Genomic DNA, 16,863 nt, shown 5'->3' with positions numbered 1-16,863 from the left:
GCCGACCTGCCGGCGACTTTTTGACGGGGCGCTGCGAGGGTACGGGCATGGAGTACACCACGCTCGGTTCGACCGGCATCGAGGTGTCGCGCATCTGTCTCGGCTGCATGAGCTTCGGCGATTCCGACTGGCGCGAGTGGGTCCGCGGCGAGGAGTTCGGTCACGAACTCGTCGAGCGAGCCCTCGATCTGGGCATCAACTTCTTCGACACCGCGAACATGTACTCTCGCGGCGAGAGCGAGCGGGTCCTCGGCGAGGCCCTGGAAGGCCACCGCGATGAGAGCGTCGTCGCCACCAAGGTCTACTTCCAGATGCGGGACGACGACCCCAACTCCGGCGGCCTCTCCCGGAAGACGATCGAACAGGAACTGGACGCCTCGCTCGAACGACTGGGGATGGACACCGTCGACCTCTACCAGACCCACCGCTGGGACTACGACACCCCCGTCGAGACGACGCTTCGGGCGCTCGACGACGCCGTCCGCCGGGGGAATGCCCGCCACGTCGGCGCCTCCTCGATGTGGGCCCACCAGCTCGCCGACGCCCTGCACACCAGCGACCGCCTCGGACTCGAGCGCTTTGCGACGATGCAGAACCACTACAACCTCGTCTACCGCGAGGAGGAACGCGAGACGCTGCCGCTCTGCGAGAAGGAGGGGCTGGGCGTGGTGCCGTGGTCGCCGATGGCGCGCGGCTACCTTACCCGACCCCACGAGGAGTACATGTCCACGAAGCGAGCCGAGACCGACGACTACGCGCAGGCCCACCCCTACGCGGACGGGGGCGGCCGCGAAATCAACGAGCGGGTGCAGGAACTCGCCGAAGAGAAAGGCGTCTCGATGGCACAGTTATCGCTGTCGTGGCTGCTGCACAACGAGTGGGTCGACGCGCCCATCATCGGCGCCTCGAAAATCGAACACCTCGAGGACGCCGTCGAGGCCCTGGAGATAACGCTGTCGGACAGCGACGTCGAGTACCTCGAAGAGCCCTACGAGCCGGTGTCGGTGTCGGGCCACGAGTGAGGTCAGCACCGCCGCCGGACTAAGTAGACCGCACCGAGGAGAGACAGCACCGCGGGAACCGGCCCGAAGCCGGGGCCTTCGCTTGCGGTCGGCGTCTGCAGGACGTGGTCGTCCCACCCCTCGGTCGGGGTCGCGGCCCCGTCGTCGGCAACCGTCGAGACGCTGTCGGCCGTCTCGATCGGCGTCGTGGTCGGCGTCGCGGTCGTCCGACTCGTCGCGGTCGGCTGTGGGCCGGTCGACGCCGCCTCGGTCGGCGTCTGGTCGGCGGTCGTCGACCGCGGCTCCGGGGTGCCGCCATCGCCGCCGTCGCTGCCGGTACCGGTCGTCGTGGGGGTGGACCGGGGAGTGGGCGTCGGCGTCGCCTGGGGCTCCGACGGCGGCGGCCCGAGCTTTTCGCGGGCCGCGGCCTCGTTCTCGCAGTTACAGATCCAGAAGTAGTGGGACTCGCTGCCGAAGGTGGCCCGCTCGCCGCCTTCGGTGACACCCGTGGTCGTCCCGGTTATCCGGTACCAGCCCGGCTGATCGGGGTTGTCGATGCAGTTGGCGACGGAGATGAACTCGTCGCCGTCGTCGAAGTACGTCGAGCCGCCGAAGTCGTTCTCGCCGTAGTACTCGACCTGGAAGACGTCCTCCCCGGCGGTGAACGACTTCACGTTCGACTGGAGGCTCTCGTCGATCTGATAGCCCTCCAGGGTCTCCCCGCGGTCGATGCCGAACGTCTCGCTGTTGGAGGGTCCGCAACTGCTGAAGCTCCCCTCCTCGTAGGTCGCGGTGGTCCGTTCGAGGGTCCGCAGGTCGGTGCCGCCCCTGGCGACGACCTGCTGGCCGTACCTGACGTTCTCGGCGCCGGGACTGCGGTCGTCGAGCGGGACGACGGTGAAGTTGGCCTGCTGGGGACCGTGACTCGCCCCGGCGACCCCGACGGTGGGGGGCACGGCCGCACCGGCCAACAACGCCAGCGCCAGCCCCGCCACGAGTGCCGCGACGAAACCACGATTCGGCCTCATCTGTTGTATACTCGTCGTCGCTTCAGTCCGTTACGGCTGTCGCCGTCAATCGTCGGTCCCTTCATATCCGAAACGACCATTGGAGGTTTATACCCCGGCTACTAACGGTGGGGCGATGCGGTACGTCAAAGTCTCGCTCATCCCGACCGGCGGCGACATCGACCCGGTCGGCGAGGACATCGAGGCCCACCCCTCGCTGACCCGGGAGTCGATACTCCACATCAGTCGCCTCAACGACGGTACCGCCGTCCTGCTCACCCAGATACGCGGGGACAAAGAGACGCTCGAGGGGATTCTCGAGGACTCCGGGGAGGTAATCTCCCACAACGTATCGACGCTCCGGGACGGTCTGCAGGCGTACGTCCACACCGAACCGACCGAGTCGGCCTCTGCCCTCCTGGAACTCGAACAGGAACACGAGTTCGTTCTCGATATGCCCATCGAGTACGGTCCCGACGGGGGGCTGAAGGTCGCCGTCATCGGGCGCGAGGAGACCGTCCGCCGTGCCATCGAGGACGTCCCCGAGGAGATACGGGTCGAACTCCAGCAACTGTCGGACTACGACCCGGAGCTACGCGAACTGTCCTCGCTGCTGACCGGCCGCCAGCAGGAGATCCTCGACACCGCGACCGAACTGGGCTACTACGAGGTGCCGCGGCAGGCGACCCACCAGGACATCGCCGACGACCTCGACCTCTCGACGACGACGGTCGGCGAACACCTCCGGAAGATAGAGGCGCGGATGCTCTCGGAGATCGCTCACTGATCGAGAGGTCGGGTGAGACGGCTCGTGATGTAGGCGCTGGCGAGGCCGACCAGTCCGACCGGCAGGCTCACCTGGAACATCAGCGTCCCCAGTGCCGACGGCTCGATGGGTCCGCCGCCCCCGCCCCCGCCCCCGCCGCCCCCACCGGCACCGGCCCCGTACTCCGCGAGCACCGAGACCGTGAGAAACAGCCCGAGTCCGGCAAAGAGGAAGAAGCCGACGAAACTGCCGACGCCGGCGACGACGGCCGCGGTCCCGTCCCGCTCCGGGAGCGCCACCCCGACGCCGATGCCGGCGACGCCCGCCGCTATCGGGCCGACGGCGTAGACGAAGAAGATGGAGACGAGGAACATGATACCGACCTGCGTCGAGTCCAGCGGGTCGGTCCCGGGATCGACGAACTGCTCGATGAAGAACCCGAGCGTGAAGTTGGCCGCCAGCCCGAGACCGGCACCCAGCGCGGTGAAGATGCCGACGATGGCCAGCGCGTAGACGTACGCGGGTCGACTCATGGACGTAAAAATAGGGTCGTTCCGAATGTACGTGACGGTATCGCCGCAGTACGCCGGCGGTCTTAAGTCTGCACCCCGTCGTCACTCGCTTCGGATGTCGTCGGCGGTTCGCCGTATCGTCTCGAACTCCTCGTCGCTGTAGGCGATGACGCGGACGTCCTCGAGGCTCTCGGGGTCGAAATCGGCGATGGTTTCCGCGATGATCCGAGCGCCGTCTTCGAGATCGAAGCCGGCGACGCCGCAGCCCAGCGCCGGTATCACGATCGAGGTACAGCCCCGCTGGTCGGCGGCGGCGAGCGCGTTTCTGGTCGCCGTCCGGATGCTCTCGGCGGTCGCCCGGCCGTCGCCGTAGTGCGGCATCGCCGCCGCGTGGACGACGTACTCCGCCTCGAGGTCGAAGGCGTCCGTCACCGCAACCGCCCCGAGGTCGACCGGCCCGAGCGCGGTCGCCGCCTCGTTGAGCTGCTCGCCGCCGCGGCGCCGGAGCGCGCCGGCGACGCCGGAACCCATCTCCAGGCTCGTCCCGGCCGCGTTGACGAGGGCGTCGGCCGACTGTGCCGCGATGTCCCCCTGGATCACTCGGAACTCCATGCTCGGGCTTGCCCGGCCACCATCAAAAATGGCTCGCGGATCGACACGACCCTCGGATTTTTCACTGTTCTTCCACCAGTGGCGGATATGCCGGGTACGGCTGGTCCGGGCGACGGCGATCCCGGGCCGGGAATCGACGCGCTCCGACGCCGGACGGACGGATCGCTGTACAGCGTCGTCCGGTTCGACCCCGACGACTTCGAGGTGCTGTACGTCGGCGAGGAGACATACGAGATGTATCCGACCGACGACGCCATGTTCGAGCACTTCGAGCGGATCTTCGACTACGTCGGCATCGACTTCGCGGAGAAGGCGCTCTTCACCGACGTCCTGTTTTCCGGCTCCGGATCGGTCCAGTACATGACGACCTGCCTGGACTCGGTGAAGGTGGTGCGGCTGTACGCCGGCTCCACCGGGGTCTTCCTGGGAGTCGACCCGGCGGAACCCGTCCCGCCGCTGGTCGATGTCGTCGAGACGCACCTGTTTTGAGGCCAACGGGTTCCAGCGGCCGGCCGGCGACCCCCTGTTGCACTTCGCGGCGCCCATCGACGTGACGGCCGGCCGGGTCCACCGGGCGTCGGTCCGGGAGGCGGCCAACTAAATACCACGCGCTCACAGGGACACCCAATGGACACGGACACCGAGCGGGGCGACGACGGTCCGTTCGACGAACGGCTGACCCCGGCGGTCCGGCCGGTCGACGACGGCGCGGCGGACGGCGCCGACGCCGCCCCACCGGTCGAGGAACTCGTCGGTCCCCGGCGGACGCTCGACCCGACCATCCAGCAGGTCTGGCTCCTGCAGGCGGTCGTCCCGTCGCTGGTGCTGGGAGGCCTGGTCGCGGTCGCGCTGGCCTTCCTCCCCGTCGGGGCGCCGTGGATGGGCGTGGTCGTCGCCGCTGCGGTCTTCGTCGTCTCGGCCGTCTTCGCGGTGCTGCGGTATCGGTCGTGGTCCTACGAGGTCCGGGAGGACTCGCTGTACCTCGAGCGGGGCGTCGTCACCAACGTGCGGACGGTCGTTCCCTACGTCCGCATCCAGCACGTCGACGCGAGCCGGGGGCCGATAGAACGGGCGTTCGGGCTGGCGACGACCGTCGTCTACACCGCCGGCTCCCGCGGCGCGGACGTCTCGATTCCGGGGCTGTCGCCGGAGCGGGCCGACGACCTCCAGGCCCGACTGAAACAGCTGGCCATCGCGGCCGAGGGCGAGGACGCCGTCTGATGAAACTGGACCCGCTGTCGATCCCGTACCGGACGGGCGAATCCGTCCTCCGACTGGCCTGGGTGCTGGTCTTCGTCTTCATCGGATCGCCGTTCGAGGGCGTCGCTGGCGCCGCACTGCTCGTCGTCGCGTGGTTCGTGGTCGCCCTGGGCTATCAGGTCGTCTACTACCAGCGATTCGAGTACGAACTCACGGGCGACTCGCTGGACATCGCCTCCGGCGTCGTCTCCCGGCGGAACCGCGAGATACCGGTCGGCCGCATCCAGAACGTCGACATCAGTCGGAACGTCGTCCAGCGGCTGCTCGGGCTCTCGGAGATCAACCTCGAGACCGCGGGTGGCTCCTCGACGGAGGCCTCCCTGAAGTGCGTCAGCGAGGCGGAGGCCGAGCGGCTCCAGGCCGAGATCGGTCGCCTGAAGCGCGGCGAGGAGGGGTCTCTCGAGGAAGCGACGGCGCCGGAGAGCCGCGAACTCTTCGAGATAACGACGAAGGAACTGGTCCTCCTGGGCGTCGTCGGCATCGACCTCCGGCTGCTCTCCATCGTGACCGTCGTGTTGCCGGTCGTCGCGCCGTCGCTGCGCGAGCGGTTCGCCGATCCGCTGGTCGGGCTGGCGGTGACGGCGCCGCTCGCGGCCCTCCTCATCGTCGCCGCCGTGGCCGCCATCAGCGGCGCCCTGGCGGTGACGAACTACTACGGGTTCCGGCTGTCCCGCCGCTCGGACGAACTGCACTACGAGCGGGGACTGCTCCAGCGGTTCAGCGGCACCATCCCGCTGGAGAAGGTCCAGACGCTTTCCATCTCGGAGAACGTCATCGCTCGCCGGCTCGGTTACGCCTCGCTGGCCGTCGAGACGGCCGGCTACGCGCCCGGCGACGCCGGCTCGCAGTCGGCCATCCCGCTGGCCGAACGGGACCGGGTGTTCGACCTCGCGGGTTCGGTGGAGGCCTTCGACGACGTCTCCTTCGAACGTCCGCCGAAACGCGCCCGTCAGCGGTACGTCGTCCGGTACGGCGCCGTCGCCGTTCTCGCCGTCGCGGCGGTCTTTGCGGTCAATCGCTTCACGGCGCTCCCCTTCGCCTGGTACTGGACGGGCGTTCTCCTCCCGGTCGCGCCGGTCGCTGCCCACCTCAAGTGGGTCAACCTCGGCTACGACGTCCAGTCGGAGTACGTCGTCCTCCGGGAGGGATTCTGGACGCGGACGATAACCGTCGTGCCGTACTACCGGGTCCAGAACGTCGTGGACTCGAGGACGGTCTTCCAGCGACGCCGGCGGCTGGCGACGCTTGTCGTCGACACCGCCGGCTCCAGCGGCCTGACCGGCGGCCAGCCACGGGCGCTGGACATCGACGCCGACGTGGCTGCGGAACTCCGCGAGGAGGTCGCCGACCGCCTCCAGGAGTCGCTCGTGCGCCGCCGCCGACAGCGACGACGCGAGCGTATCCGATCCATCGAGTCGGGACCGGCCGAGCCGACCGCCTGAGACGCCCGCCAGCGGTCGCCGACGCTCCCGGTCCGGTCGGGCCACTACACTTTTAATCCGCTCGACACCACGGAACTGTATGGTGAAGCGTTCGACGCTGGCGGTGTCGCTCGTGGTCGTTCTGACGCTGCTCTCCGGTTGCTCTGCGGTACTGGACGGTGGCGGCAACGGCAACGCGACCGACGGGGACGGCCCGAGCGACCCCGCCGGGTTCGAGTACGCCGACGGCTACGGTCCCGACGGCGTCACCGACGGGTCGGTGGCCGTCGAGAGCCACCAGTCGTCGCTCATCGACGGAGGGAGTTTCACCGGGACCTACACGTACGAGGTCGAGGCCAACAACGAGACGACCGCCGTGAACGTCGAGAGCCGCGTCGACTTCGAGTCCGAGGAGAACTACCAGCGGGTCGACGTGGACACGCCGCAGTCGACGAGCGTGGTCGAGGTCTACCGCAACAGCGACACGCGGTACCGGCGCTCGGAGTTCAACAACCAATCGAGTGTCCAGTCCCAGGACCGGACGTTCGTCGCCGAGAACGTCACGGCGCTGGACCCCGTTCGCCCGCTACTGTTGAACATCTCCGCGTACGACTCCTCGGTCGTCGAGCGGAACGGCACGACGGTCGTCGTCTACGAGAAGACCAGCAGCGAGGGCGTCGACTCCTTCTACGGCGTCCAAGACTCGGCGAACATCTCGTCGTTCTCGGGGACGATGGCCGTCGACTCCGATGGGGTCGTCCGGTCGGCCGACTACGAGATGACCTACACCGTCGACGGCCAGCAACGGACGCTCTCGGTGGAGTACTCGCTGTCGGCGGTCGGCGACACGTCGGTCGAGCGCCCCGCGTGGGTCGACGAGGCCTGAATCGGTCACAGCTCTTATAGGTTCTCGCCGGCACGTCCGCTCATGGACCGCCGGGTCGTCGCCACGGTCGCCGTCGTCGTCGTGCTGTCGCTCGCCGGCTGTTCGGCTCTCCCCGCTTTCGACCAGGACCAGACGCCGGCCGCGACGCCCTCGCCGACCGCGACCACGACACCCTCGGCGACCCCGACGCCGACCGCGACGCCGACGCCGCAGGACCCGGCGAACGTCGACTACCCCGACGGCTACGGTCCCGACGGCATCGAGGACCCCGACGCCGCGGCCCGGACCCACGTCGACGCGCTCGTCGGGGCCGACAGCTACCGGTTCCGATTCGACGTCGGCGTCGGCTCCGGCAACGGGACCGAGGACGCCTTCGTCTACCTCCTCTCGGTCGACCAGGCCAACGAGACGGCCCTGGAGATACGTGACGACGGCGACGCGACCCGCTACCAGTACTACGAGAACGACCGTCTCTACCTCAGACTCGTGGTCGACGGAGACGAGCAGTACAACGCGACGGACACCGAGTTCGTCCCCGAGCAGTTCACCGGCAGCCAGTATCTCGGCCCGCTGTTCGAGCACGTCGAGTACGGTACGCCCGAGACCGTCGATACCGACAACGGGACCCTCCACCGCTATCGCAGCGAGAACGTCACCGACCCCGACGCGATACTCCCGGGCAACGCGACCGAAGCCGAGATAGCGAGCTTCACGGTCCAGCTCGTCGTCCACGAGGACGGGTACGTCCGGGGCGCGCGATACATCGTCGTCACCGAGAACGGCTCCGAACTGGCTGCCGTCGCCCTCGTCGAGGACGTGAACGCCGAGACGGTGACCCGCCCCGAGTGGTACGACCGGGCGGCCGAGGGCTGAGACGGTCAAGGCTCTTGGGGCCGCGGCTCTCACGCCCGGTATGGCACGCGAGGTGCGACACGAGGCGACCGACCCGGCGATTCTCGACGCCGACGACCTGGGCGACGACGGGAAACTGTACGTCTGTCGCTGCGGACTTTCGGCGAAACAGCCCCTCTGTGACGGCTCTCACAGGCGAACCGAGGACGAGACCGACGGGGTCGTCTATCGGTACGACCCGGACGGCGACGACGAGCGCCGCGTCGTCGAGGGGATCGAACTCGCCGAGGAGTAGCGGGGCTTAATCGGGCCGAGCACCTACGGCCCGTATGGACTACGAGGGGGCGGTGCTGGACCTGGACGGGACGGTTTATCGCGGCGACCGACTGCTCCCCGGGGCGGGCGCGGCGGTCGAGCGACTCCGGGCAGCCGGCGTTCGGACGCTGTTCTTCTCGAACAACCCGACGAAGTCGCGGGCGGAGTACGTCGAACGACTCGACTCCCTCGGTATCGAGGCCCGCCCCGAGGAGGTGCTGTCGGCGGGGACGGTCACGACCCGGTTCCTCGCCGACGAACACGCCGACGACGCGGTGTTTCTGATCGGGTCGCCCGGCCTGAAACGCCAGTTCGAGACGGCGGGACTGGACTTCGTGGCGGACGCCACCGACGCGGACGTGCTCGTGGTCTCCTACGCGCGGGAGTTCGGCTACGGCGACATGCTGGCCGGCTACCGCGCTCTGGAGGCCGGCGCGAGGTTCTACGGTACGGACCCCGACATGCTGATACCGGCCGACGGCGGGATGATTCCGGGGTCGGGCGCGGTCATCAACGCCGTCGGCGGCGTCCTCGGACGAGAGCCCGACAGAATCATCGGCAAGCCGTCGACGGAGGCTCGGCGGGCCGCTCTCGACGCACTCGATGTACCGGCGGAGCGGTGTTTCGTGGCCGGCGACCGCCTCGACACGGACATCGCGCTCGGCGAGCGGGCCGGCATGACGACGGTGCTCGTCCGGACCGGCGTGACGACCGACGCGGACCTCGAGACCAGCGACGTCTCGCCCGACCACGTCGTCGACTCGCTCGAGGACCTGCCGTCAGCGCTCCCCGAGTGAGAGACCGTCGAATCCCGGAATCGTCACGCCGGGACCGTCTTCCGTCTCGTCTTCCGTCTCGTCTTCTTCGCCGGAGTCGACGTCGGTCGCGGCCGCACCCCCGATGTCGTCGAGGATGCCGTTGACGCTCCGGTCGAGCTGGCCGGTGAGGTCGCGGACCGCCCGGAGGCCGCCGCCGGGAACCGAGAAGAGCTTTACGGCCAGGTCCGTCACCGGCCGTCCGGCGTCGGCTATTTCCTCGCTTTGGGTCCGCAGCGTCTCCTGTGCGGTCGCCCGCTCCTCGACGCCCTCGCGGGCCAGCGGCAGCGGCTTGTACTCGAAGTTTTCGTAGAGGTCCAGCTGGTTCGTCAGGCGGTCGGGCTCGTTGCCCGCCAGCGTTCCCAGCAGTTCGACGACGTTCTGGTGACCGGAGTTGCTCGGCGGCAGCGACGCGCCGTTTTCCAGTCCCTCCCCGACGACGTACGACTGCGGGAAGCTCGACCGGTTCGTCATCGGCACCCGGTCGGCGTTGGCGGCGCCCAGCGGGGAGAACTCGCTTTGCCGGTTCTCCAGCAGCCAGTCGGCGGGGTCGGGGCTGCCGTACCGCTCTTCGAGGGTGTCGGCCGCCCGCTGCATCGCCTTCCGGATCACCTCGCTTTGCGTGGACCCGTCGGCGTCGTCCCCCGGACTCCCGAACCAGCGGTACTCGGTGTCGCCGTCGATGGCGGCCACCAGCGTGACGTCCTCGTTTACGGTCGCGCCGTGGTCGGCGGCGTGGGGGTCGCCGCCGCCCATCCCGTCGGCGTTCGTCGGGTCGTAGTTCAGCGTCGGCGTCTGCTCGCCGAGTTCGTCCCGGAAGACCAGTTCCTGGAGCTCCTTTCGCGTTTCCTCCCAGATGGCCATCCCGCCGTTGTCGTAGGTGCCGTTCGAGCCGGGCCGGAACGAGTAGTCCGTCGCTGCCCACGTTTCGAGCTCCTCGCCCATCGCCGTCAGCTGGTCGTCGACGAACCCCGGTGCGACCGCCTCCAGCATGGCCGGCACCGAGCGGGGGGCGTAGGGGTGTTCGACGCTGCAGTCCTCGACGATGTCCTCGACGTCCTGACGGGTCAACTCGCCGCCGGTCCGCGCTATGGCCTCCCGGATCAGCCGGTCCATCACGTCGACCCTGTGGACGGTGCCCCACTGCTGTTCGGAGCTACCGGCCCGCCAGCCCGGTGCGGGCGCGTTGTTCCAGTTGACCACGTAACCCCGCTCGGGGTTGCGGACGCTGGCGACGCTGGTGCCGAACTCGAAGCCGCCCCAGTCGTGTTCGGCCTGGGGCTTCGGCATCCGTGGGTCGCCATCTCCCCGTCGGTCCGGCAGCTTTCCCGTCCGGAAGTAGGCTATCTCGTCGTCGCTGACGACGTGGAAATTGAACCCGAACGGGAACTCCGAGATGTACGATTCGAACTCGTCGATGCTGTTGGCGCGGCCAACCTCGGCCCACTGGAAGGCGCCGTCTAGCTCGTCCATCCGGGACGTTATCCGCTGGCAGTAGGCGACGTTCTCCTCGGGGTTCCACGCGATGACCGGCATCGAGGTTCCCTCCTGTTCGACGCGGGCGACCTCCTGGCGGACGACCGTGTACTCGCCGGGACTCGTCTGGCCCTGGGCCGCGCCGCCGACGGGGTTCGTGTAGTGTCGCACCTGCTGGGTGGCCATCTCGTGCCACTCGCCGTTCCAGCGGTAGCGGTGTCGGTCCTCGGGGTCGAGTTCGACCGCGATGGTGTCTATCATCTCGTCCTGGGAGGTCGTCACCGTCCAGGCGATATCGGGCGTCCGACCGATGACCAGCGCCGGCGCGGCGACGACGCCCATCCCGACGATGTCGAAGCCGGCGCCGTGAATCCCGACCTCGTAGGGGATGGGTGGCTTGAACAGCCCCATCTGCGGCCCGGCGCCCAGGAGTGGTTTCTCGCCTGCGGTGTGTTCCTCGCCGACGATGACGGCGTTGGAGCCGAACCTGAACCCGTTGAGCATACCGCGAGCCTCCCGGAGCCCCTCGGTGAGACCGTCCGGTACCGGGAGCCCCTCGTCGATGCCCCACGGAACCGCGTCCCTGGCCGCCCTGATGGCGTCGAGTTGGTCCTCGGAGAGTTCGTCGTACTCGAGAGCGCGCTCGTCGGTGTCGTCGACCTCGCTGGACAGCACCGACCCGTAGTGTTCCTCGGGGACGACGACGTTGTTGAGGTCGTCGTAGGCCGCCCAGGCGTCCCGCTCGGACTCGAAGTTCTCGAACATCTCCGCGAGCGTCCGGGCGTTCGACAGTTCCGCGCCGCCGTTGACGCCGAAGAAGCCCAGCGCGTAGTTGATCCACGCGATGGAGTCCTCGGGCTTCCAGGGCTCGATGGGGCGACCGAGCGCGGCGAACTCCCCCGGAAGCTCCCCCTCGGCGATGCGTTCGACGATCTTCCGGTTGACGCCGTCGCTGAACCCCCGCAGCGCCGCTCTCGTGGTCTCGCTCGCGTCTTCCCACTGCTGGTTTATCCGGTCGCGGCTGTAGAGGTCCCGCCGGACCTCGATGTCGGAGGGCAACTGTGCGGGGCCGAGCCACTCGGCGCTTTCGCCCCTGCCGACGAGCCGGAGGGCGTCCATCTGGAAGAGTCGGTCCCGCGCCTGGACGTAGCCGTTGCCGTACGCCAGCGAGTACACGTCGTCGGCGTAGACGTGACTGACCCCGTACTCGTCGGTGAGAATTTCGACCTCCTCGAGCGGTCCGTCCTCCTGCCCCTGGAGCGTCGTTGCAGTCACCTGCCCGCTTCCGACCAGCCCCGCGGCTGCCCCTGCAGCCCCGAGGAAGCTTCTGCGTCTCATACCCGAGGGTGCGTCTCTTCGTAGAAGTTTCGTACCCCGTAGCTGAGGGGTGTTTTATGTATCGGCTGCACGAACGAGGGACGTGAAGACGGACGAACTCGGGAGCGGCGACGACCTGCTGTTCGTGATGGGGTGGGGCAACCGCGTCGACGGGACCAACGAGCGGTGGTTCGCCACGCAACTGGCCGAGGCGGGCTACCGCGTGACGCTCGTGGAACTGCCGACGAACCCCACCGACTTCGAGAGGGAGTCCCTCGCGCCCGTCGCCGACGTCCGGGACGGACTCGACTCGCCGGTCGTCGTCGGCCACAGCACGGGCGGACTCGTTGCGGCGCACCTCCAGCCGGAGCGAGTCGTCTACGTCAGCCCGTGGTGGGCGTTCTACGGCGAGAAGATACGGGGCAGTCTGCTCGAGTGGGGCTCGAAGCTTCCCATCGAGACGCCCGTGGTCCCCATCGACTTCGACCGCGAGGAGGTCGGCCCACGGGTGACCGACCGGGGCTGGGAGCGGGTCCCCGACCGCGTCTCGCCGGCCTTCGTCCGCGAGATACGCCGAGCGCAGGCGGAGCTACCGCCGATAGCCGACGGCGCACGCGTCTGTGTCTCGCTTTCGGACACCGTCGTCGGCCTGCAGGGCGTCGGCGAGCGGGTCCCGCCCGAACGCGTCCACCTCTACGAGGGCCGCCACGAGCCGTTCACCGCCGAGGATCGGACGGCCGCCACCGCCGTCGTCGTCGACGCCCTCGACGCGACCGAGTCGGATGGTAACGTCTGACAAGGATTTATATAGAAGGGCTTCCGACCCTCTATCATGGTGAACGATCACACACCATACGACTACGGCGACGCGGAGACCGAAGCGATCGGCGAGGACCCGGCTCACGAACGGCAGCACGGCCTCGATACGGTCATCGTCGACGGGTCGGCGATGAGCTACAGGCGCTACACCAGCGACGAGGCGTGAACATCCGGGCCGACGCGGCGTCGGCCCCCGGGGCGGTCGCGGCCATCGGCCGCTCCGAGACGCGCACCGTTCGACGAGCGATTCCTCGCTTTCGGTGTTTCGACCACCGATAGCGGCTGCTTCGTCCGGCCGCGTCCCTCCCGACGACCCGGTCCGGCGGCGAGATATAAGGGCCGGGACGACGAACGAACGAGGTATGGAGTACGCTGATTTCCTCGACGAGACGTACGAACCCGACGAGGCGGACCTCGTCTGTACGTTCCGCCTCGTGCCGGGCGCGGGCCTCTCCGTCGGGGAGGCCGCCGCCCGGGTCGCCTCCGAGAGTTCCAACGGCACCTGGGCGACCCTCGCGCCGGAGTCGGACGTCGCACAGTACTCGGCGGTGGCCTGCGACATCGGGCCGGCGGGCGACCACGGGACCGAGGTGACCGTCGCCTACCCCGAGGCGCTCTTCGAGGACGGGAGTCTGGCGCAGGTGCTGTCCTGCATCGCGGGCAACATCCTGGGGATGAAGGCGGTCGAGACCATCCGGCTGCTGGACTGCGAGTGGCCCGCGGGGCTGGCGCGGTCGTTCCCCGGCCCGCAGTTCGGGTCGGCGGTCCGGTCGGAACTGCTGGACGCCGGCGACCGGCCGCCGCTGGCGACGGTGCCGAAACCGAAGGTCGGCCTCTCGACGGCCGAACACGCTCGGGTCGGCTACGAGGCGTGGGTCGGCGGTCTCGACCTCCTGAAGGACGACGAGAACCTCACCGACCAGGACTTCAACCCCTTCGAGCGCCGCGTGAGCGAGTCCCTGGAGATGCGCGACCGCGCCGAGTCCGAGACCGGCGAGCGGAAGGACTACCTCGTCAACGTCACCGCAGAGACCGACGAGATGGTCCGCAGGGCCGAGTACGTCGCCGACCAGGGCGGCTCGTTCGTCATGGTCGACGTCGTCACGACGGGCTGGAGCGCCGTCCAGACCGTCCGACGGCGGACCGAGGACCTCGATTTGGCCATCCACGCCCACCGCGCGATGCACGCCGCCTTAGACCGCCTGCCGCAACACGGCGTCTCGATGCGCTGTCTCGCCCAGTTCGCCCGCCTGGCCGGCGTCGACCACATTCACACCGGGACGGCTGGCCTCGGCAAACTGGAAAACGAGGACACCGCGGGCATCAACGAGTGGCTCCGCGGCGAGTTCCACGGCCTCCGGGACGTCCTGCCGGTCGCCTCCGGCGGTCTCCATCCCGGCATCGTCGACGACCTGCTCGCGGCGCTCGGCACGGACGTGATGGTTCAGGCCGGCGGCGGCGTCCACGGCCACCCCAACGGCACCGAGGCCGGGGCCCGTGCCCTCCGGGCGGCCGTCGAGGCGCACGTCGACGGCGAGTCGCTCGAATCGCGGGCCGAGACGGTGCCCGAACTGGCGACCGCCCTCGAGAAGTGGGGCACCGAGACGCCGCGGTAGGGGGTCGGTCCGGCCGGAGCGGGCGGTTCGGTCGGGGCTGCCCCCGGGATTTATCGAAGCGGCCGACGATTCGGGGATACGATGTCGCTCCTCGCATCGATCGACCTTGCCCTCCTCGTCCAGGTGTCGGCCGACCCGGCGCCGTCGGCCGGCCGCCCGCTGGTGAACCTGCTCGGCAGCGCCGTCGGGGCGTTTCTGACGACGCTCGTCGTCGGCGCCATCCTGATCGCGGTCGCGGAGGAGTACACCCTCGGGAAGATGGCGACCGTCGTCGAGGAACCGCTGGGATCGTTCCTCTACGGGCTGATCTGTCTCGTCTTCCTCGGGCTGGTGATCCTCGTGCTCGTCATTACAGAACTGCAAGGCGAAAGCCCACGGTTTTAGCCGTGGGATGAAGCCGACAAAGCGGGGACAGTCCACGGTCGAATGCCTGCCTGCAATCCCAACGTTTAGTGTCGGCCAGTGACATATTACCACTGGTGAGTGGACGACCACAGCGAACGAACGAGTACACCGCCGAACCAATCAGTGACCGGTATCGGGAGTGCTTGTTCGAGTGGTTGGCCGCCCACGCCCCCCTGTGGAATCAGATCACCTACCGACGCCGCCAAGCCTACTTCGACGACGACAAAGACGTCTGGGACGTAGCATACGACGACTTGTACGACGAGTACGCACCCGTCCTCGGGACAGCAACGTGCCAGCAGGTCGCCCGGAAGAATAGCGAAGCGTGGCGGTCGTTCTTCCGACTCCTCGACAAATACCACGGTGACGACCCCAGCGTGACGGAGAAACCCAGTCCGCCTGGCTACTGGGGCAACCGAAACGACGGGTACGACCTGCACGGCCTCGTCCGCAACGACCTCTACACCTTCGACTGGAACGAGGACACGAGTACGCTGGAATTTGGCGTCGGTGACGTGTTAGAAGACAAGTACGACTTCGAGTATCAAGAGCGCGTCACGCTCGAAGCCCGTGGTGACCCGCAGTGGAACGGTGACGATTCGAGGTTGGAACTCACCTACGACGAGGCGGCCGACACGGTTCGCGTCAAGCATCCGGTTCGCATTCGGCCAGACCAATTGCAGGAGCAGCGACTGGATGCCTTCACTCACACACTCCACCCGGAGAACGCGACGCACTCGGCCGCCATCGACGTCGGCGCGAACAACACCCTCGCCATCGTCACCACCACCGGCGAAACCGCCGTCTACCACGCTCGTCCCCAATTCAAGCAGTTCCGGCAGTATTCGGCGAAAATCGCCCGTCGGCAATCTGAACTGCCCGAGGAGCGGTATTCGAGTCCTCGGATTCAGCGGTTGTACGACGAGCGAACGCGAAAGCGTGACCACAGCCGGAACGCGGCGGTGAAGCACGCTGCTGAGTGGCTGCTGGAACGGAACGTAGACACGGTGTACGTCGGCGACCTTTCCGACGTACTGTCCACGCACTGGTCCGCTACGGTGAACGAGAAAACGCACGCATTTTGGAGTCACGGGCAGCTCACCGACCGGCTCGAACTCACGCTCGGAGACGTTGGAATCACCGTCAAAGAAGTGAACGAGGCGGATTCAAGTAGCGAGTGCCCGGCGTGTGGGTCGGAGGACGTTCACCGTGCTGGTGACTCGTTCCGCTGCTACGTGTGTGACTTAGACGCTCACAGCGATGTAGCTGGGGCGTGGAATCTGCTGCAAGACGAAGTAGGGCCGATGGCTCGGCCTGCTGCCCTGTCTGTTGGACGCGGCAGGGACGCACCCGCTGACGGGGCGTACTGGGAGTGGGACGACCACGGCTGGAGACCCACAGTATTTCGGGAACAGTCGCGGTCGCCCGACCAAACCAGCCTCAGCGAACCCGCAAGTTCACAGCCGGGGCAATCGGCTGGCCGGATTGCCCACGGAGGAATCCCACGGCTTTAGCCGTGGGAGGAAGTCAACATCATCGGCATCTTCATTGCGGTACCGCTCCTCCTCGTGGCGTATCTTGCCTGGGCCGTCGGCGCGTCCATCGCCTTCCTCGCCGTCGGCGACCGACTCGTCGGTCACGAGGACGGCTGGACGAAGCCGCTGTTGGTCGGCGCGGCGATAAACGGCGGTCTGACGCTGACCGGCATCGGCGGCATCGTCACGTTCGGCATCGGCGCCGCCGGGTTCGGAGCGGTCCTGCGGGACTTCCTCGGGTAGGCGCC

The 16,863-nt window shown here is 68.1% G+C and carries 19 protein-coding genes and 1 pseudogene; 16 read left to right on the top strand and 4 right to left on the bottom strand.

The annotated features are described in order from the left end of the window. Positions 1–47 precede the first annotated feature (47 nt). The gene (locus NLF94_RS10820) at positions 48–1,022 is read left to right on the top strand and encodes an aldo/keto reductase (RefSeq protein ID WP_254837638.1); all 975 of its coding nucleotides are present in this window, start codon (positions 48–50) and stop codon (positions 1,020–1,022) included. A 2-nt stretch (positions 1,023–1,024) separates the two neighbouring features. Here the strand turns inward: NLF94_RS10820 and NLF94_RS10815 are convergent, their stop codons facing one another. Further along, positions 1,025–2,029, bottom strand: a complete 1,005-nt coding sequence (locus tag NLF94_RS10815) for a PGF-CTERM sorting domain-containing protein (RefSeq protein ID WP_254837637.1) — start codon at positions 2,027–2,029, stop codon at positions 1,025–1,027. A 115-nt stretch (positions 2,030–2,144) separates the two neighbouring features. On the opposite strand from NLF94_RS10815, the gene NLF94_RS10810 reads away from it, so the two are divergent. Beyond that, positions 2,145–2,795: a helix-turn-helix domain-containing protein gene (locus tag NLF94_RS10810; RefSeq protein ID WP_254837636.1), complete on the top strand. Its 651-nt coding sequence runs from the start codon at positions 2,145–2,147 to the stop codon at positions 2,793–2,795. Here the strand turns inward: NLF94_RS10810 and NLF94_RS10805 are convergent. Both NLF94_RS10805 and NLF94_RS10800 read right to left on the bottom strand, forming a co-directional pair. Then, positions 2,789–3,307 (bottom strand): hypothetical protein, encoded by a 519-nt coding sequence (locus NLF94_RS10805; protein WP_254837635.1) that lies wholly within the window; start codon positions 3,305–3,307, stop codon positions 2,789–2,791. The genes NLF94_RS10810 and NLF94_RS10805 overlap by 7 nt on opposite strands. 81 nt (positions 3,308–3,388) lie before the next feature. After that, positions 3,389–3,898 carry a macro domain-containing protein gene (locus tag NLF94_RS10800; protein WP_254837634.1) on the bottom strand — a complete coding sequence of 170 codons (510 nt, stop codon included), beginning with the start codon at positions 3,896–3,898 and terminating at the stop codon, positions 3,389–3,391. A gap of 87 nt (positions 3,899–3,985) precedes the next feature. On the opposite strand from NLF94_RS10800, the gene NLF94_RS10795 reads away from it, so the two are divergent. The 8 genes from NLF94_RS10795 to NLF94_RS10760 all read left to right on the top strand — a co-directional run bounded on the left by NLF94_RS10795 (position 3,986) and on the right by NLF94_RS10760 (position 9,429). Beyond that, on the top strand, positions 3,986–4,387 hold the full coding sequence (locus NLF94_RS10795; protein ID WP_254837633.1) for a DUF7522 family protein: 402 nt from the start codon (positions 3,986–3,988) through the stop codon (positions 4,385–4,387). Beyond that, on the top strand, positions 4,362–4,499 hold the full coding sequence (locus NLF94_RS10790) for a hypothetical protein (protein WP_254837632.1): 138 nt from the start codon (positions 4,362–4,364) through the stop codon (positions 4,497–4,499). The genes NLF94_RS10795 and NLF94_RS10790 overlap by 26 nt, the downstream gene beginning before the upstream one ends. Positions 4,500–4,678: 179 nt before the next feature. Next, positions 4,679–5,119, top strand: a complete 441-nt coding sequence (locus tag NLF94_RS10785) for a PH domain-containing protein (protein WP_434085397.1) — start codon at positions 4,679–4,681, stop codon at positions 5,117–5,119. Further along, positions 5,119–6,600 carry a PH domain-containing protein gene (locus NLF94_RS10780; protein WP_254837630.1) on the top strand — a complete coding sequence of 494 codons (1,482 nt, stop codon included), beginning with the start codon at positions 5,119–5,121 and terminating at the stop codon, positions 6,598–6,600. Before NLF94_RS10785 ends, NLF94_RS10780 begins: the two co-directional genes overlap by 1 nt. A 79-nt stretch (positions 6,601–6,679) precedes the next feature. After that, positions 6,680–7,465: a DUF7537 family lipoprotein gene (locus tag NLF94_RS10775; protein WP_254837629.1), complete on the top strand. Its 786-nt coding sequence runs from the start codon at positions 6,680–6,682 to the stop codon at positions 7,463–7,465. Positions 7,466–7,507: 42 nt separating this feature from the next. After that, a complete protein-coding gene (locus tag NLF94_RS10770) occupies positions 7,508–8,338 on the top strand; it encodes a DUF7537 family lipoprotein (protein ID WP_254837628.1) in 831 nt (276 codons plus the stop codon). Positions 8,339–8,378: 40 nt separating this feature from the next. Beyond that, entirely contained in the window at positions 8,379–8,612 is a 234-nt protein-coding gene (locus NLF94_RS10765) for a CDGSH iron-sulfur domain-containing protein (RefSeq protein WP_254837627.1), read from the top strand. A gap of 34 nt (positions 8,613–8,646) precedes the next feature. After that, on the top strand, positions 8,647–9,429 hold the full coding sequence (locus NLF94_RS10760) for an HAD-IIA family hydrolase (RefSeq protein WP_254837626.1): 783 nt from the start codon (positions 8,647–8,649) through the stop codon (positions 9,427–9,429). Here NLF94_RS10760 and NLF94_RS10755 read toward each other — a convergent pair. Then, positions 9,412–12,261, bottom strand: a complete 2,850-nt coding sequence (locus NLF94_RS10755) for a penicillin acylase family protein (protein ID WP_254837625.1) — start codon at positions 12,259–12,261, stop codon at positions 9,412–9,414. The genes NLF94_RS10760 and NLF94_RS10755 overlap by 18 nt on opposite strands. Positions 12,262–12,343: 82 nt before the next feature. On the opposite strand from NLF94_RS10755, the gene NLF94_RS10750 reads away from it, so the two are divergent. The 6 genes and pseudogenes from NLF94_RS10750 to NLF94_RS10725 form a co-directional block, all read left to right on the top strand. Then, positions 12,344–13,036 (top strand): alpha/beta fold hydrolase, encoded by a 693-nt coding sequence (locus tag NLF94_RS10750; protein WP_254837624.1) that lies wholly within the window; start codon positions 12,344–12,346, stop codon positions 13,034–13,036. A gap of 36 nt (positions 13,037–13,072) precedes the next feature. Then, on the top strand, positions 13,073–13,225 hold the full coding sequence (locus NLF94_RS10745; protein ID WP_254837623.1) for a hypothetical protein: 153 nt from the start codon (positions 13,073–13,075) through the stop codon (positions 13,223–13,225). Positions 13,226–13,421: 196 nt separating this feature from the next. Beyond that, positions 13,422–14,675, top strand: a complete 1,254-nt coding sequence (rbcL, locus tag NLF94_RS10740) for a type III ribulose-bisphosphate carboxylase (RefSeq protein ID WP_254837622.1) — start codon at positions 13,422–13,424, stop codon at positions 14,673–14,675. An 81-nt stretch (positions 14,676–14,756) separates the two neighbouring features. After that, complete coding sequence (locus NLF94_RS10735; protein ID WP_254837621.1) at positions 14,757–15,059, top strand: DUF8173 domain-containing protein; 303 nt, start codon at positions 14,757–14,759, stop codon at positions 15,057–15,059. 95 nt (positions 15,060–15,154) lie between these two features. Then, positions 15,155–16,594, top strand: coding sequence for an RNA-guided endonuclease InsQ/TnpB family protein (locus NLF94_RS10730; protein ID WP_254837620.1), 1,440 nt, complete (start codon positions 15,155–15,157; stop codon positions 16,592–16,594). Between the two features lie 12 nt (positions 16,595–16,606). Beyond that, positions 16,607–16,858: pseudogene (locus NLF94_RS10725) on the top strand (hypothetical protein); the annotation flags it as partial. Between the last annotated feature and the right edge of the window lie 5 nt (positions 16,859–16,863).

The sequence above is a fragment of the Natronomonas marina genome (genome assembly GCF_024298905.1).
Classification (GTDB): domain Archaea; phylum Halobacteriota; class Halobacteria; order Halobacteriales; family Haloarculaceae; genus Natronomonas; species Natronomonas marina.
This window is presented reverse-complemented; position numbering and strand designations above follow the sequence as displayed.

What these genes read in the sequence shown, in the direction of transcription:
- NLF94_RS10790 (WP_254837632.1), top strand. Translation starts at nt 4,362, where the DNA reads ATGTCGTCGAGACGCACCTGTTTTGAGGCCAACGGGTTCCAGCGGCCG.
- NLF94_RS10735 (WP_254837621.1), top strand. Translation starts at nt 14,757, where the DNA reads ATGTCGCTCCTCGCATCGATCGACCTTGCCCTCCTCGTCCAGGTGTCG.
- NLF94_RS10755 (WP_254837625.1), bottom strand. Translation starts at nt 12,261, where the DNA reads ATGAGACGCAGAAGCTTCCTCGGGGCTGCAGGGGCAGCCGCGGGGCTG.
- NLF94_RS10765 (WP_254837627.1), top strand. Translation starts at nt 8,379, where the DNA reads ATGGCACGCGAGGTGCGACACGAGGCGACCGACCCGGCGATTCTCGAC.
- NLF94_RS10800 (WP_254837634.1), bottom strand. Translation starts at nt 3,898, where the DNA reads ATGGAGTTCCGAGTGATCCAGGGGGACATCGCGGCACAGTCGGCCGAC.
- NLF94_RS10820 (WP_254837638.1), top strand. Translation starts at nt 48, where the DNA reads ATGGAGTACACCACGCTCGGTTCGACCGGCATCGAGGTGTCGCGCATC.
- NLF94_RS10780 (WP_254837630.1), top strand. Translation starts at nt 5,119, where the DNA reads ATGAAACTGGACCCGCTGTCGATCCCGTACCGGACGGGCGAATCCGTC.
- NLF94_RS10760 (WP_254837626.1), top strand. Translation starts at nt 8,647, where the DNA reads ATGGACTACGAGGGGGCGGTGCTGGACCTGGACGGGACGGTTTATCGC.
- NLF94_RS10745 (WP_254837623.1), top strand. Translation starts at nt 13,073, where the DNA reads ATGGTGAACGATCACACACCATACGACTACGGCGACGCGGAGACCGAA.
- NLF94_RS10795 (WP_254837633.1), top strand. Translation starts at nt 3,986, where the DNA reads ATGCCGGGTACGGCTGGTCCGGGCGACGGCGATCCCGGGCCGGGAATC.
- NLF94_RS10775 (WP_254837629.1), top strand. Translation starts at nt 6,680, where the DNA reads ATGGTGAAGCGTTCGACGCTGGCGGTGTCGCTCGTGGTCGTTCTGACG.
- NLF94_RS10770 (WP_254837628.1), top strand. Translation starts at nt 7,508, where the DNA reads ATGGACCGCCGGGTCGTCGCCACGGTCGCCGTCGTCGTCGTGCTGTCG.
- NLF94_RS10805 (WP_254837635.1), bottom strand. Translation starts at nt 3,307, where the DNA reads ATGAGTCGACCCGCGTACGTCTACGCGCTGGCCATCGTCGGCATCTTC.
- NLF94_RS10815 (WP_254837637.1), bottom strand. Translation starts at nt 2,029, where the DNA reads ATGAGGCCGAATCGTGGTTTCGTCGCGGCACTCGTGGCGGGGCTGGCG.
- rbcL (WP_254837622.1), top strand. Translation starts at nt 13,422, where the DNA reads ATGGAGTACGCTGATTTCCTCGACGAGACGTACGAACCCGACGAGGCG.
- NLF94_RS10810 (WP_254837636.1), top strand. Translation starts at nt 2,145, where the DNA reads ATGCGGTACGTCAAAGTCTCGCTCATCCCGACCGGCGGCGACATCGAC.